We start from the raw sequence: 15007 nt of genomic DNA on the forward strand, positions 1-15007 counted from the left end.
ACCAACTGCTTCGAATATAATGAGCAGTATTTTTTATAGTGGGCTAGTTGGAGCATTGTAGAGCAGTTATAATGAAGGGGATGTATATATGAATTATAATGTCATAAAGTGAATTTACTTCACATATCATACATAGTCTGATATCGTAAGAAGAGTATGTAAGGACTGAAAAACATATAAACAGTGTGATATTATATCACATTGCAAGGAGGATATATAAGATGGCAAAAAACATGCATGATGCTGCTTATGAATTACAAAAAGCAATTACAGAAAATCCAGATTTTCAAGCATTAAAAGTAAGCTATGCAGAAGTACAAGCAGATGCAGAGGCGAAACAATTATTTGATCGTTTCCGTATGATGCAAATGGAACTTCAGCAAAAAATGATGCAAGGTGAGCAATTAACAGACGAAGATAATCAAAAGGCGCAAGAAGTTGTAGCATTCGTACAGCAAAATGTAAAAATCACAAACTTAATGCAAGCAGAGCAACGTCTAAATGTCTTAATTGGTGATTTAAATAAAATCATCATGAAGCCGCTTGAAGACTTATATAACACATACATGTAATCATAAGAAAAAGGCACTTTCTCGTAAGCGAGGAAGTGCCTTTTTCATTTCGAAACAAACGGATGACCTTGAAAGTAAAAACGCCACGGATAGTGCACTGCTTCTTCTGCGTAATCAATATTAATGCGGGGACCTGCAGTAATGTCATATGTTTGAGAAAGGTGATGGTCTTCGGTAACCCGTTCAACATATAACTCATCACTCGTAAGCAGCAATCCTTTTTGCTCTAACGTAATTCCCATTGCTTTGCATAACTTGCCAGGTCCATTTGTTAAGTTTTTGAACTGCGATTTTGTAATATCTGTTTTCCCGTATCTTGCTTGCTTCATATCTTCTATACCTTCTATGGGCTCTAATGCTCGAATTAACACTCCTTGCGGTATACCTTCTGGTGCCGTAATAACATTAAAGCAGTGATACATGCCATAAATAAGATATACATAAGCATGACCAGCAGTACTAAACATAATGTCTGTTCGTTCTGTGCGGCGGCCGCCATAGCTATGTGCGGCTTTATCATCAGGCCCTTTATATGCTTCTACCTCTACAATGATTCCGCCTCGCTTTACTCCGTTAACAACGTGAACGAGTTTATGTCCAAGCAATCGCTTTGCAACGTCTAATGTATCGCCTTCATACCAAGAAAGTGGCCATTTCATTTAGCAAATTCCTTTCGTAAGACTTTAAATGAGTAAAGCAGCATCTTTTCGTATGATGCTGCTTAAAATGAATTGTTTTATCCCGTAAAAGCCCGATTGGTGGGGGCTGATAATCAGTTGGGGATGAAGAAAACCCCCCACTGATTAAAGTTTCACTTTACAAATCAATCATGTAATTCTTGCAGTATACCATGAATGAGAGAAATAAGGTCCTGCTTTGTTTGTTCATCTGTGACTGTAGCATCATTATTAAATTTAGTTCCAACAGATGGAATAAGAACTGATCCATTTTGAACAATAGTAACATCCAACATACCTAGTGTAAGTAGTAAAGATTCATGTGCTTTGTCTCCGCCGGTAATTGATGGAGAAGCTGTTATAACAGCCACTGGTTTTTTGTAAAGTTCAGCTGATGAGACAAGCCATTCTAATGCATTTTTCAAGACTCCTGGTACACTTTTTGCATACTCTGGTGTGCAGATAATGAGTGCATGCGCTTCAGCTAGCGTCTTTCGAAAATCTTCAACAACAGTTGGTGCCTGAATGCGATCAATATCTGGATTAAAATGAGGAAGTTCTTGTATTCCGTTATAAATATTATAATCAATATTTTCGGGAATAAACGCTGCTAAAGTTTTTAATACATTGGTGTTGGAGGAACCTTCTCGAATGCTTCCGGAAATAGCTATTATCTTTTTGCAGTTACCCATATAATCACCTCTACAAACAGAATACTCCCTTAACTAGAAAGAAATCAAAAATATTGAACGATTTTATCGTAAACGTATTATCTGGATTCTAACTCGTTCTAATTAACAGCATCGTCTCATAAGTTAATAATAGAAAAGAGCAGCTAAGAAGAGGAGGTACTTCATCATGATTTATCGTTTATTAGCTCTTAATATAGATGGAACACTCTTACTTCCAAATGGGAAATTACAAAAAGGAACGCGTGAAGCGATTGAATTTGTAAAGAGAAAAGGTGTATATGTTACGCTGTTTACGAACCGAAATTTTCAATCCGCTCATAAAATAGCAAAATCATTAAAATTAAATTCTATATTAGTGACGCATAGCGGTGCATTTATTTCATCTTCATTAGATAAACCGTTAATTCAAAAACGATTATCAGAAGAAGTGACATTTAATATTGTGCAGGTACTCGAGCATTTTGAATGTAACATTCGCATTTCTCATGAAAGATTTTCGATTGGAAATCGGCATCAACATACGCCAAATTTAATTGCGCGGACAGTCTTGTCAACTTCTGATCCGTTATTTTACCCGGTTCAATTTGTTGATTCACTCGGTGATACACTTCGCGATCAACCGGTAGCTGCACCGAAAATCGATGTTACATTTGCGAATCAAAGTGAAAAGCGGCGTGCGCTCACAACCTTAAAAAAATCATTTGAAAATGTCCATTTGGTAGAATGCGGGAAAGAACAAATTGAAATATTACCGCTTCATGTCTCGAAATTACGTGGATTGCAATTATTGGGTGAGCATCTTGACATTGAATTAAAGGAAATGGTAGCAATTGGAGATAGTCTGGAAGATTTAGACGTTATCGAAAGCGTTGGATTAGGAGTGGCAATGGGGAATGCTCCGGTTGCTTTAAAGAAAGCAGCCGATTGGATTACGCGTTCAAATCATGATAATGGTGTGCAATATATGATTAAAGAACATTTTCGAAAGCAGTTTCCAATTAAGTTCTTGAACAATCATATACAAATGAAGAAATGGTAATAAAAAACCTCAGGCGAATACCTGAGGTTTTTTAGGCTGATGGTAAAAATTCATCAAAAACTTAGGATATTTGCTTCTAAAAATTAGAAGCCCCATGCCCAATAGTTCTTTGTTGACCTACTATCAGCCTTCAAGTAAACTAAAGGAAGCTTGAAAATAGAAAAGGTGATGATTGTTGTTAATTTCAATTAAAACGTTACAAGATGATCGTTTTTTACGTCCGCTGCAAAATATTAGCGGCTTATTTTTTGAAGAAAGTACGGTAGCATTTGAAAAAGAAAATGCAAATATCATTGTTGATATAAATATAGAAGGAAATGTAACAGCTTCTGCACGTTTAACAGAAGTTGAGACAGGAAACGTGTATGAAGAGACGTTTTCTAAAGATTTATCGTCCTTTACGGAAGAAAAGGAACGTATGAAGCAAGTGAAGCACGTTGTCTCTTATGTATATCTGTCTGTTCTCCAACAGTTAACAGGTGTGGAGCAAAAGTGGGGGATTTTAACGGGTGTGCGCCCAACGAAGCTTCTTCATAAAATGTTACAAAGCGGTATGACAAAAGAGGCAGCGCATAACGAACTTCGTGAAAGTTATTTAATTCATGATGAGAAAATTGAGCTTATGCAACGTATTGTGGATTGCCAACTCGCTGTTGTGCCAGATCTATATCGTTTAAAAGAAGAAGTAAGTATTTATATTGGAATTCCGTTTTGTCCAACAAAATGTGCATACTGTACATTCCCGGCTTATGCGATTAATGGACGCCAAGGATCTGTCGATTCATTCTTAGGCGGCTTACATTATGAAGTTCGTGAAATCGGAAAGTTTTTAAAAGAAAAAGGCGTGAAAGTAACGACAATTTACTATGGCGGCGGTACGCCAACAAGTATTACAGCAGAAGAAATGGACATGCTGTATGAAGAAATGTATGAGTCGTTCCCAGATGTGAAACAAGTTCGTGAAGTAACGGTAGAAGCAGGACGTCCAGATACAATTACACCAGAGAAGCTAGAGGTGTTAAATAAATGGAATATCGACCGAATTAGTATTAATCCGCAGTCGTACCATCAAGAAACACTAAAAGCAATTGGACGTCATCATACAGTGGAAGAAACAATTGAAAAATACCATCTTGCTCGCGAAATGGGTATGAACAATATTAATATGGATCTAATTATCGGTCTTCCAGGTGAAGGATTAGACATCTTTAAGCATACATTAGATGAAACAGAAAAGCTTATGCCAGAATCGTTAACGGTGCATACATTATCCTTTAAGCGTGCTTCTGAAATGACGCAAAATAAGCGCAAATATAAAGTGGCAGGCCGTGAAGAGATTACAGCAATGATGCATGAAGCAGAAGAGTGGACGAAAGAGCATAATTACGTACCGTATTATTTATATCGTCAAAAGAATATTTTAGGTAACTTGGAGAACGTTGGTTATGCAATGCCAAGTCAAGAAAGCATTTATAACATTGTGATTATGGAAGAAGTGCAGTCTATTATCGGTCTTGGCTGCGGTGCATCAAGTAAATTTGTTCATCCAAAGACAGGTGCTATTACGCACTTTGCCAACCCGAAAGATCCAAAATCATATAATGATGGCTATATAAAGTATACAGAAGATAAACTTAAAATTTTACAAGAGTTATTCGGATAAGAAGCTGCCAGTTTGGCGGTTTCTTTTTTTATGTAAAACGCTGTCGAGAATGATCAGAAAAAGGAAGTAAAAATTAGCAGGAGATGTCTAAATGTGAACGAAATCATAAAATTATGAAAACTTTAAAGGGGGAAAATGCGACATGTATATGACGATTGGCAGAATTTTCGATCTAGCTGTGCAAAAATATCCACAAAAAGAAGCGTTAGTAGAAGCTGCAAAAAGCATTCGCTGGACATATAAACAGTGGGATAATATGGTGAATAAAACTGCACACGCACTACTTGCAGAAGGGGTAAGAAAAGGGGACCGCGTTTCCGTTTACTTATATAATTCACATGAATTTGTAACCGTTTACCTAGCTTGTACAAAGATTGGCGCAATCTTTAATCCGATCAATTTCCGTTTAAAAGCAAAAGAAGTTTCCTACATATTGCAAGATGCTTCCTCTAAAGTTGTTGTGTTTGAAAAAGAAGTTGAACCAACCATTTCTATGATTGAACGTGATTTTCCGCATACTTCATTTTGGTACATTGAAGATGATGTGCCGTCTTATGCTGCTTCTTATCATGAAAAAGTAAATGAAGCGAAGGCGGAACCAATTGACATTGAAGTTGACGAAATGGACTATTGTTCTATGCTATATACGAGCGGTACGACTGGGAATCCAAAAGGCGTGCTGCACCGCCACCGGGACATGGCTGAGCATAGTATGATTTGTACGTATTATATAAAATATACACGTGATAGCGTCGGATTAAGTGTAGCACCGCTATATCACTGCGGTGAATTAAACGCTGGTTTTCTGCCGCGCATTCAAGTTGGCGGGAAAAATGTTATTTTACACCATTTTGATACGAAAACAGTGTTAGAAACAATTCAAGAAGAAAAAATTACAACGTTCTTTGCAGCACCGACAATGTGGAACATGCTGCTGCAAGAAGATGTAACAAAATACGATTTAACTTCAATGAAGATAGGGGTTTACGGCGGAGCGGCAATGGCGCCGGCGCTTGTGAAAGAATGTAAAGAACGTCTTTATATCGATCTTGTACAAATTTACGGGATGACAGAATTTGGACCTGTTGTTGCATTTCTTGTAGAAGAAGATCAACTTACAAAAGCAGGATCAGCGGGGACACCTTGCTTTAGTCATGAAGTGCGCATCGTGAGGTCAAATGAAGATGAACCATCAGAACCAGACGATGTCCTTCCGCCTTACGAAGTTGGAGAAATCATTTTACGCGGACCAACTATGATGGCTAGATACCATAACCGCGAAGAAGCAACTAAAAAAGTAATGTATAAAGGCTGGTATCACTCCGGTGATCTTGGCTATTTTGATAAAGATGGTTATTTATACGTGGCAGACCGTGTTGATGATATGGTCATTAGCGGCGGTGTGAACGTTTATCCGCGTGAAATTGAAGACTTCTTGCACAGCCATGATGGTATTTTAGATGTTGCTGTACTTGGAGAACCAGATGAATTATGGGGAGAACGTGTAGTAGCGGTAGTTGTGAAGAAAGACGAGTCATTAACAGCTGAGGAGTTAGATCGTTATTGTAAGGAAAGTGATGAATTAGCCGATTATAAACGCCCTCGTCATTACATATTTACGAACGAACTTCCGCGTAATGCGAGCGGAAAATTGCAGAAGTTTGTACTGCGTGAATCTTTGAAGGAAGCGAAGAAATCGTAGTATAAAGTGAAACTTCCACTAGTGGTTAGTTGAACCAATCGGGCTCTTATGGGCAGTTAGCTCCCACTTATCTTCTTTGAATTTTCATAATCTTGAAGTGGGAGTCTTACTGCCCGTTAGAGCGGGATAAAATGAAAGCACAGTTTCATTTTGAAACTGTGCTTTTCCTGTTGAGTTTGTTATAATAAACACATAATTTGGAAAATGTGAATATTCTTACTTTGTGGTAATATTTACGTTTTGTGTTGTCTACAATTGAATTTGAATTGTTATTTCATTTATAGGAGGAATTTTTTTATGTCTATGTTTAAAAGATTGCGCGATTTAACGATGTCAAATGTATATGCATTAATTGAAAAAGCTGAAGATCCAGTTAAGATGACAGATCAATATTTACGTGATATGCAAGAAGATGTAGAGGAAGCGGAGAAGAGTGTAGCTGCTCAAATTGCACTTGAGAAAAAGTTTAAATTATTATATGAAGAACAATCTGCACTCGTAACGAAGCGTGAGGAGCAAGCACATATGGCTGTACAAGCAAATAATATTGATCTTGCGCGCCGTGCTTTAGAGGAAAAGAAAACTGCAGAACAAAAAATGAATGAGTATAAAACGAGTTATGAACAAAATAAGCTGGCAGCTGATAATCTTCGTGCAAAATTAGAAGAGATGCGTAAGCAATTGACGGAGTTAAAGAACAAACGTGAAACACTTGTTGCAAGGGTGAACGCAGCGAAAGCGCAAAAGAATATTAACAAGGCGATGTCTGGATTTGATTCCAATACAGCAAAAGCAGGTTTAAGCCGTATGGAGGAAAAAGCTCTTCAACTAGAAGCGGAAGCAGAAGCAAGCGGTGAAATATACAAAAAAGAAAAGTCGTTAGATGAAGAGTTTGCGAATATGAATAAAGATAAGCAGGTAGAAGATGAGTTAGCTCGGATTATGAAGCAGTACGAGAAATAATTGAACGAGAAGACATTATAGAAAATGTATGTGAAGAACCGACATGTCGTCAAGAGTAGATGATGTCGGTTCTCTATTTTTACTTAAAAGGGGTAAGGGAGGATTTGTAATGACATGGATGAATATTGCGGCAATGTTTGTATGGACGTTGTCAAGTGCTGTTCTTTTATTTGTGCTCATGTGGATAGATTCAATCTTTACTAAATATAAGGATTTAGCCGAGATAAAAAAAGGGAATGTTGCTGTAACGACCCGCTTTGTTATGAAGCTTTTTGCACAAGGATATATTTTGTCACAGTCGATCTTGAAGTCAAACGATTTATGGCAAGCTTTGTTGGCCTCTGTTGTTTCTTTTGTTATCTTATTTGTTTTAGAAATGTTAGTAGAATTTATGTTAAAGAAGCTAGCTGGTTTAGACTTGGAGGAGGGGGCTCTGCAAGGAAAGGTTGCTCATGCACTTGTAGCAGGTTCATTGCATATCGTTGGTGCTCTCATTTTAGCGGCGTGTCTATAATAAGAAGAGGAGGGATAGCTTTTGAGTTTATTTAAACGTATTAAAAATATATTGAAAAGTCCTGAACCTGTTAAGCCTGAGAAAAGCGTGTTGTCTTTAGAGCCTGGGGATATTCTTGAGGTATCTTTGGTCACTTATGAAATTATAGGAAAAACTCGTATGCATGAACGAAACGAAATTTTCTTAACATTGCAGGACGGAAATACGATTCGTTATTTAAAGGTTGAAAATCGCGAAAAGGTCTATTATGAGCTATATGCACCAATTGATGGTCGATTAGATTCCTTCAACGAAATTCCTACGACAATTGAAATGGATGATTTAGAATATTATCTAGAGGAACAATATTCTTGCAGGGCGTCTGTTACAGGGAGAACACCGTTTGCAATATCAGGTGAACAGCATATTTGGGAGTTTCAGTCTGATAATCGGAAATTACTTAGAATTGAATGGCAAGAAGGGCGCACAATGATGTACGAAGGGGAAACGACTCTTCCTGCAGATGTGCAAATTATACGAGCGACGTAAGGGGGTGTAATCATGTTAAAGCGATTGTTTACCATGATGAAAGCATCCATAGGCTCTACCATCGCTGCTTCTTTTGTATTCATAATCGCTCTTTTCGCTTTGTCAGGTTGCGATAATGACAAAGAGGTGAAAGATCTTTATCCATTAGAATCCGTTGTAAAAGACGGAAAGCAAGAATCATATGTATATCGGGCTGCGAATGAATCCGTTCCTAACATAGCGAAAAAACTGGCCGATCAAAAAAAGCCAGAGCAAATGTCTAAGGAAGATGAGAACCAAATGTTTCTCGTATATCCTGATGAGTGGTATAACATTCAAAAGGATAAAGAAAAATCATCAGATACATTAATTGAAGTAAGCAATAAAGAATTTGTACGTCAAAATTATCAGCCGTCTTTTTTAGAAGGTTACATTGTAGGAAGTATAGTCAGCAATTTATTTGATTCTCATAAATCGTATTACGGTGATTACCGCGGGTATACAAGCCGGAAAACGTACAAACCGATAATTGATTACCGTCCGCCTACTGCTCAAGAGAAAAAAACGCTGCCGCCATTAACAAAACAAGGTACTGGATCTATCATTAAGAGAAGTGACAAGGTAAACAATTCAGGTACATCTGTTGGAAGTGAAGATGGTGTTACAAAAAAGGGGAATCAAACTGTTCCGCCGTCTGAGCAGAATAAAGGAAAAATCATTAAATCACCTGATAACCCAAGTGGATCAGATGTTAAACCAAAGTCATCTATCACTACTCCTCCAAAAAACACATCCCCTCCGAAAACGAGAGTTGGAGGTTCTGGGAAAATTACGAAGAGACGGTAAAGTAAAGTTTTACTTCCTGTTAATGCGGGATAAAGTGAAACTTCCATCAGTGGAGGGTATCCCCACTGATGGTTAGTTGAACCAATCGGGCTTTTACGGGCAGTTATCCCCCACCGACCTTCTTCGATTTTCTCTGAATCTTGAAGTGGGGGTCTTACTGCCCGTTAATGCGGGATAAAAACACACACCCATGAGCATGGCGTTGTGTGTTTTTTTGCATGATTCATTCATGATAAAATGGTAAAAGCGCGAATAAGGAAAGGAATTTTGCATGAGAATTAATAAATTCATTAGTGAAACGGGTTATTATTCAAGAAGAGAAACGAATCGCCTTATTGAGGCAAAGCGAATTACTGTTAATGGAGAGATTTGTGAACCAGGTCAAGAGGTAGAGCCTAGTGACATTGTGCTTGTTGATGGGAAGCCGATTCCAACTAAGACACACCATATTTATATAGCTTTAAACAAACCTGTAGGTATTACTTGTACAGCAGCGAAGCATATAGAAGGAAATATTATCGATTTTGTTAATTATCCAGAGCGCATTTTTCCGATTGGCCGCTTAGATAAAGCGTCGCAAGGATTAATTTTAATGACAAATGACGGTGATATCGTAAATAAAATGATGCGCTCTGAGTATGGCCATGAGAAAGAGTATATTGTAACGGTGGATAAGCCATTTGACGATACCTTTTTAGAGGGAATGGCCGGTGGTGTAACGATTCGTGATGGAAAAACAGATCCGTGTAAAATATATCGTATGAGTGATTGCGTATTCCGGATTATTTTGACGCAAGGAATGAACCGTCAAATTCGCCGTATGTGCCGAGCATTTGGATATACAGTTACTCGATTAGAACGCATTCGGATTATGAATATTACAGTAGATGGTCTTGAAATGGGAGAGTGGCGTGACCTTACTGAGGAAGAGCTGAGTGAGCTCCTTACATTGTTGGGTTAAAAAGATAATAAGAAAAACGCTCTTTCTACTTGGAAAGAGCGTTTCTCTTATTTGCGGGTAAATCCTTCTTCATCCAGGTACTGTGCCGCTTCTTTGTAAGAGTTAAATGTACCATCTAATAGCGTTCCAGCATAAACGTTCCACATATCTTCATCTTCTTTTATGAGAGTTAGTATATGTTTGTCCTCGTTGATCCACTCTTCCTCTTGGAAATCTTCAGTAAGTGTGATTTCTTCTACTGGTTCTTGTGAAAGGGCATGAAGTGATTTTTCAAGTAATGAGCGAAGTTCTTCCGCGGAAAAATCACGGATGTTCACCATGCCTTTATCGTTCGTTTTGTAGCCTTTTAGATGTCCTGCGTATACGAAGCCATTTCCATTTGGATGTAAATGATACACAACGTTCTTTTTATCTAGGCGGCTTTCTTCATAATGAAAGTTAATGCGCCCTAGGGATACGTTTTTTCTTTCTAGCCCTGGAAAAGATTCAATAATCGTTAATTTTTCTTCAAAAGTTAGCATAGGACCCTCCATGATTGTAATAAATGTAATGGTTCATTATACCACGAAAGAATATAAATAGAGAAAGTTACTGGATTTGTTGATTTGCACACTTATTAGAAGCACTTCCATCAATTGGTTTTGATAAGCAGAGAAAGGTAAATTTACTAGGTTTTTAAACTAATATATTTACATTTTAGACTAGCAATATGTTAACATATTGTTTATACGCATTGAATGCGTTATGAGTTATTGTAAGAAAATGCTTCAAGCTGGAGGGAAAATTTTGATGTATAAACAGTTACCACATGGTGTCAAAATGGGAATTACGCGATCAATTGTTACTTCTTTTGAAGATTACATGAAGAAGATTGAATGGCGTGAAGAGAAATTTGACATGCAGCACTTCCTTGAACAATGGAAAGATTACATATATACACAATCGACATGGATTCATAAAGTGGATGATAAGGTAAAGGAACATGCAGATTTTCACCAAGCGTTAGCAACAAAAGTGAATGAGAAAATCGCTGAATTGGTTAACGAAGACCCGACAGAAGAGCAGGTGCACATTTTGAAGGAACATGGCGTGCAACATATAGACTCATTCTGTAAATTAGAAGCGCAATATCGTATTGATCATTTAATCGTGAAATAGCTGCCGCTACGTAGCGTATAATGAAAAGTCGTACCCCGTATAAATTGGGGTGCGACTTTTTTGGTTAGCATCTAAAAATCTGATTATTGTGGTACAAATGCTTTCCATGTTGATAAATCAATATCTTCTTTCGTAACTAAAGAGGAAGGGAAGATGAATGTCCATGGTTTTGTTGTATTTGCTTTCATTTCAAAATTTGTTAACTCGAACGAACCTTGTGCAACTACGTCTCCCGACGCATCAGAAATGTGGAGAGGAAGTTGTTCTAATTGGACGTTTCGATTACATCCATTCCGCAATAGAATGGTTGTATGTAAATCTCCATTTTCTTGTTTGCGCGCTTGCAATCCTATGAAGTTGATTTCACCTTCTGCAGGAGGTGTTAAGTTCGCAACAAATTCACGTAGTTGCATTTTACTTTCTTCTGGTAGTTCTGTTTCCCATGTAGGATCTAAATCTAATTGATGCTTGTCTTTTATTTCAAATGCTAATTGCCAATCTTCATTGGATAAAGGGGCATGAGTCGTTGTTTCTTTCTCGAAAGTAAATATCCAAGGCATATTCACATTTGTAGGAATGTCACCTAATTCCGACAAATCAAAGGTTTTACGTGCACACACTTGCTCATCTTTATTTAATAATAGTAGAGTTGTAGCCCCAAAGTTAATTGACTTTGGAATGCTGCTGCGAATAAAGGCAGCAACGTGATAAGAGTCATCTTGGGTTTTAACTTCAATACCTGCTAATGAAATTTGGTTTTCTTGTAAGCTAGGTAACTCCTTGTGTAAAAATTGATAAATATATTTTTGTTCTTGTCCAACTTCCCCCCAAGAAGGATGGAAATATAGGACTGGTTTAATAGGTTTATTAGGAGTAGATGCTTCTTCTTGTCCGAATAATTGAGCGGACGAAACAGCCGTATCTTTTCCTGTTTTCTTTGCTTTTTTTAAGAATGATAGCATGAAATTCACCTCATTATACGTTTTGTGGGACCGCTAGATGTCTTGCGATATATAAGCACATTTCTTTTTCGAATTTACTGTACGTATATAAGAAAATGTCGAGCGCTTCTTTTTGATAAATGCGTGTTGGGTCTTCTTGTTGATATTGACGTAAGCCAATTCCTTCTTTTAAATTATGCATCGCTTCTAAATGATGTACCCAGTTTTGATCAATGTAATGCAGGCCCATTTGACGCGTTGCTTGCTGTACTTCTAAGCGATTTTCTAATTCACGTACCTTTTCGGTATAACTTGCGATTGTATCTTGCAGTGCTGCTTGTAATTCTTCAATAGAGTTTACGTCACCTGCTGACAAAGGCGGCAATGTTTCTGACGGGAAAATGGCTTGTAGTTCTTCTGTTAAGGAAGTGAAATCCCATTCTTCCGGAAGCATTCCTTCTAGGAAATATTTCTGTGCCGTATGTTCCACAGTATGCTCAATCATCGGAATAACAAGTGAAATCATATTTGTTTCTTCATTTAAAAATGTATCACGTAATTTGTAAATGACATTACGCTGGTCGTTAATGACATCATCAAGTTTTAAGTTATATTCACGGATTGAAAAGTAACTTCCTTCGCAAATTAACTGTGTACGAGTAACGAAATCATGAATTTTTGGCGTAAGGATGAGTCCTTTTTCATCCGACTTTAATGATTTTCTTAGCTTTTCCACTTCTTCTTCTGCAAAGCGGTGGAACATTTCATCCTCGATTGAAATGAAAAATTGTGAACTGCCAGGATCTCCTTGACGACCAGCACGTCCTTTTAGCTGATTATCAACGCGGCGAGATTCATGGCGCTCTGTTCCGATTACGTGTAAGCCGCCCAGTTCATGTACACCTTCACCTAATAAAATATCAGTACCACGGCCGGCCATATTTGTCGCAATCGTGATTTGTCCTTTTTGCCCAGCTTTTGCAATCAGTTCTGATTCTTGTTCTACGCTTTTTGCGTTAAGAAGTTGATACGATAGCCCTGCTTCATCTAAATATTTCGCAGCTGTTTCCGATTGTAAAATAGATGCTGTTCCAATTAAAATGGGTTGTCCTGTTTTATGGCGCTTCAAGACTTCTTCACGAACTGCCTTATATTTATCATCAATTGTCATAAAGACAAGATCGTTCATGTCGTCGCGCAGTACAGGGCGATTTGTCGGAATTGGAATGACTTCCATCCCGTAGACGCTATTAAATTCTTTCTCTTCTGTTTTTCCTGTTCCGGTCATTCCTGATACAGTAGGATACATGCGGAAGAAGTTTTGAATTGTAATCGATGCTTGTGTTTGGTTCTCGTCTGTTACTTCAAGACCTTCTTTTGCTTCAATTGCTTGATGTAATCCATCGCTTAAAGAGCGTCCTTCCATAACGCGGCCTGTGAAAATATCGACAAGTAAAATTTCACCATCGTGTACGATATAATCGACATCGCGGTGGAATGTAACATTTGCACGTAATGCTTGAATCATATAATGATAGAGCGTTTGATGCTCAAGATCGTATAAGTTATCGATATCAAACATATCTTCAATTTTTGTTATGCCGTCTTCTGTAAAACTAGAAGATTTTGTTTCTGGATCGTATGTATAATGAACGTCTTTTTTGAATGATTGAATGACTTTTGCACATAAGTAATGAAGTTGTGAACTCCCTGATTTCTTACCAGCAACAATAAGCGGTGTCTTCGCTTCATCAATTAAGACGCTGTCAATTTCATCGATGATGGCAAAATGATATGGGCGTTGTACTTTATCAGCTATAGAAGTTGCCATGTTATCACGAAGATAATCGAATCCAAATTCTGTTCCGATTCCGTATGTAATATGAGCTTTGTATGCGCGCTTCTTTTCGTCTGGTTCTATCATCGGGATATTTAAACCGACTGTTAAACCGAGAAATTCATGTACTTGACCAATTAATTCTTTATCACGTCTTGCTAAATAATCGTTTACCGTAATAACGTGTACACCTTTACCTTCTAGTGCACGTACATATGTTGGCAAAGAAGCAACAAGAGTCTTTCCTTCCCCTGTAGGCATTTCTGCGATATTCCCTTCTAGTAACACGAGTCCGCCAATTAACTGTACGTCATAATGGCGCAGTCCTAATACACGCTTTGATGCCTCGCGAACAACAGCGAACGCTTCTACTTTCACATCATGAATGGTTTTCCCATTTTGAATCATTTCTTGAAAAACAGCTGTCTTTTGACGCAATTCTTCGTCAGATAATGCTTCCATCTGATGTTCTAATCTATTCATTTCATCAACAAGCTGCTCATATTTTTTCAGCTTGCGCTTTTGTTGATCTCCTAAAATCTTTTTAAACGATTTCAGCATGCTTTTCTACACTCCTCTTACTGACAATAGCTACATTATAGCACATGTTTATTCGGAAAAAAGAATAGGCAGATAATTAAAGGAAAATATGTATAGGACGCCTTTTGTTGCGTGATTTTTCATATTTTGGTTGTGTATGAAATACTTACCTATAAGTAATTTAACAATGAAGGGAGGCTCTGTATGGCGATTTTCTGTAAGGGCCATGTTCACTTTACAAATAGTAGGAAAGAGTATTCAATGTAGGAGAAATTTGATATGATAATTGAATGAGGCAAATCATGTCGAATTTAGTAGAACTGATAGTAAACATGTACAGTTAGGAAAGTACATGTATGAAAAGTACCTTTTATATATACGATAGAATGGAAATG

General features: G+C 37.6%; 15 protein-coding genes. 10 read left to right on the forward strand and 5 right to left on the reverse strand.

What is annotated here, in order from left to right; genetic code table 11:
• Positions 1-221 precede the first annotated feature (221 nt).
• Positions 222-572, forward strand: coding sequence for a YlbF family regulator (locus tag AB1284_RS02295; protein ID WP_429751995.1), 351 nt, complete (start codon positions 222-224; stop codon positions 570-572).
• 44 nt (positions 573-616) lie between these two features.
• Here AB1284_RS02295 and AB1284_RS02300 read toward each other — a convergent pair whose 3' ends face one another.
• Together AB1284_RS02300 and AB1284_RS02305 are read right to left on the reverse strand one after the other, a co-directional pair.
• Positions 617-1231 (reverse strand): DNA-3-methyladenine glycosylase, encoded by a 615-nt coding sequence (locus tag AB1284_RS02300; RefSeq protein ID WP_429751993.1) that lies wholly within the window; start codon positions 1229-1231, stop codon positions 617-619.
• Positions 1232-1395: 164 nt separating this feature from the next.
• Positions 1396-1941, reverse strand: coding sequence for an NADPH-dependent FMN reductase (locus tag AB1284_RS02305; protein WP_429751991.1), 546 nt, complete (start codon positions 1939-1941; stop codon positions 1396-1398).
• A 166-nt stretch (positions 1942-2107) separates the two neighbouring features.
• Here AB1284_RS02305 and AB1284_RS02310 point away from each other — a divergent pair, with 166 nt between their 5' ends.
• The 8 genes from AB1284_RS02310 to AB1284_RS02345 all read left to right on the forward strand — a co-directional run bounded on the left by AB1284_RS02310 (position 2108) and on the right by AB1284_RS02345 (position 10136).
• On the forward strand, positions 2108-2980 hold the full coding sequence (locus AB1284_RS02310) for a Cof-type HAD-IIB family hydrolase (RefSeq protein ID WP_429751989.1): 873 nt from the start codon (positions 2108-2110) through the stop codon (positions 2978-2980).
• A gap of 172 nt (positions 2981-3152) precedes the next feature.
• The gene (locus AB1284_RS02315; protein WP_429751987.1) at positions 3153-4643 is read left to right on the forward strand and encodes a coproporphyrinogen III oxidase; all 1491 of its coding nucleotides are present in this window, start codon (positions 3153-3155) and stop codon (positions 4641-4643) included.
• 142 nt (positions 4644-4785) lie between these two features.
• A complete protein-coding gene (locus AB1284_RS02320; RefSeq protein WP_429751985.1) occupies positions 4786-6345 on the forward strand; it encodes a fatty acid--CoA ligase in 1560 nt (519 codons plus the stop codon).
• A gap of 297 nt (positions 6346-6642) precedes the next feature.
• Positions 6643-7308, forward strand: coding sequence for a PspA/IM30 family protein (locus tag AB1284_RS02325; RefSeq protein WP_429751983.1), 666 nt, complete (start codon positions 6643-6645; stop codon positions 7306-7308).
• Positions 7309-7417: 109 nt separating this feature from the next.
• A complete protein-coding gene (locus AB1284_RS02330) occupies positions 7418-7822 on the forward strand; it encodes a DUF350 domain-containing protein (RefSeq protein ID WP_429751981.1) in 405 nt (134 codons plus the stop codon).
• A gap of 21 nt (positions 7823-7843) precedes the next feature.
• Positions 7844-8350 (forward strand): DUF4178 domain-containing protein, encoded by a 507-nt coding sequence (locus tag AB1284_RS02335; protein ID WP_429751980.1) that lies wholly within the window; start codon positions 7844-7846, stop codon positions 8348-8350.
• Between the two features lie 12 nt (positions 8351-8362).
• Entirely contained in the window at positions 8363-9175 is an 813-nt protein-coding gene (locus AB1284_RS02340) for a DUF4247 domain-containing protein (protein ID WP_429751978.1), read from the forward strand.
• A 271-nt stretch (positions 9176-9446) separates the two neighbouring features.
• A complete protein-coding gene (locus tag AB1284_RS02345; RefSeq protein WP_429751976.1) occupies positions 9447-10136 on the forward strand; it encodes a pseudouridine synthase in 690 nt (229 codons plus the stop codon).
• 47 nt (positions 10137-10183) lie between these two features.
• On the opposite strand, the gene AB1284_RS02350 is transcribed toward AB1284_RS02345, so the two are convergent.
• A complete protein-coding gene (locus AB1284_RS02350; RefSeq protein ID WP_429751975.1) occupies positions 10184-10657 on the reverse strand; it encodes a hypothetical protein in 474 nt (157 codons plus the stop codon).
• 268 nt (positions 10658-10925) lie between these two features.
• Between AB1284_RS02350 and AB1284_RS02355 the strand changes: the two genes are divergently transcribed.
• Entirely contained in the window at positions 10926-11294 is a 369-nt protein-coding gene (locus tag AB1284_RS02355) for a hypothetical protein (protein ID WP_429751973.1), read from the forward strand.
• An 83-nt stretch (positions 11295-11377) separates the two neighbouring features.
• On the opposite strand, the gene AB1284_RS02360 is transcribed toward AB1284_RS02355, so the two are convergent.
• Together AB1284_RS02360 and secA2 are read right to left on the reverse strand one after the other, a co-directional pair.
• A complete protein-coding gene (locus AB1284_RS02360) occupies positions 11378-12256 on the reverse strand; it encodes an accessory Sec system S-layer assembly protein (protein ID WP_429751971.1) in 879 nt (292 codons plus the stop codon).
• A 13-nt stretch (positions 12257-12269) separates the two neighbouring features.
• Complete coding sequence (secA2, locus tag AB1284_RS02365) at positions 12270-14633, reverse strand: accessory Sec system translocase SecA2 (RefSeq protein WP_429751969.1); 2364 nt, start codon at positions 14631-14633, stop codon at positions 12270-12272.
• Between the last annotated feature and the right edge of the window lie 374 nt (positions 14634-15007).

The organism is Bacillus sp. S2(2024) (assembly GCF_050474045.1).
Lineage (GTDB): Bacteria > Bacillota > Bacilli > Bacillales > Bacillaceae_G > Bacillus_A > Bacillus_A yunxiaonensis.

Excerpts from the sequence above, each read along its gene's own strand:
- AB1284_RS02295 (WP_429751995.1), top strand. The coding sequence starts at position 222 with ATGGCAAAAAACATGCATGATGCTGCTTATGAATTACAAAAAGCAATT.
- AB1284_RS02300 (WP_429751993.1), bottom strand. The coding sequence starts at position 1,231 with ATGAAATGGCCACTTTCTTGGTATGAAGGCGATACATTAGACGTTGCA.
- AB1284_RS02305 (WP_429751991.1), bottom strand. The coding sequence starts at position 1,941 with ATGGGTAACTGCAAAAAGATAATAGCTATTTCCGGAAGCATTCGAGAA.
- AB1284_RS02310 (WP_429751989.1), top strand. The coding sequence starts at position 2,108 with ATGATTTATCGTTTATTAGCTCTTAATATAGATGGAACACTCTTACTT.
- AB1284_RS02320 (WP_429751985.1), top strand. The coding sequence starts at position 4,786 with ATGTATATGACGATTGGCAGAATTTTCGATCTAGCTGTGCAAAAATAT.
- AB1284_RS02325 (WP_429751983.1), top strand. The coding sequence starts at position 6,643 with ATGTCTATGTTTAAAAGATTGCGCGATTTAACGATGTCAAATGTATAT.
- AB1284_RS02330 (WP_429751981.1), top strand. The coding sequence starts at position 7,418 with ATGACATGGATGAATATTGCGGCAATGTTTGTATGGACGTTGTCAAGT.
- AB1284_RS02340 (WP_429751978.1), top strand. The coding sequence starts at position 8,363 with ATGTTAAAGCGATTGTTTACCATGATGAAAGCATCCATAGGCTCTACC.
- AB1284_RS02345 (WP_429751976.1), top strand. The coding sequence starts at position 9,447 with ATGAGAATTAATAAATTCATTAGTGAAACGGGTTATTATTCAAGAAGA.
- AB1284_RS02350 (WP_429751975.1), bottom strand. The coding sequence starts at position 10,657 with ATGCTAACTTTTGAAGAAAAATTAACGATTATTGAATCTTTTCCAGGG.
- AB1284_RS02355 (WP_429751973.1), top strand. The coding sequence starts at position 10,926 with ATGTATAAACAGTTACCACATGGTGTCAAAATGGGAATTACGCGATCA.
- AB1284_RS02360 (WP_429751971.1), bottom strand. The coding sequence starts at position 12,256 with ATGCTATCATTCTTAAAAAAAGCAAAGAAAACAGGAAAAGATACGGCT.
- secA2 (WP_429751969.1), bottom strand. The coding sequence starts at position 14,633 with ATGCTGAAATCGTTTAAAAAGATTTTAGGAGATCAACAAAAGCGCAAG.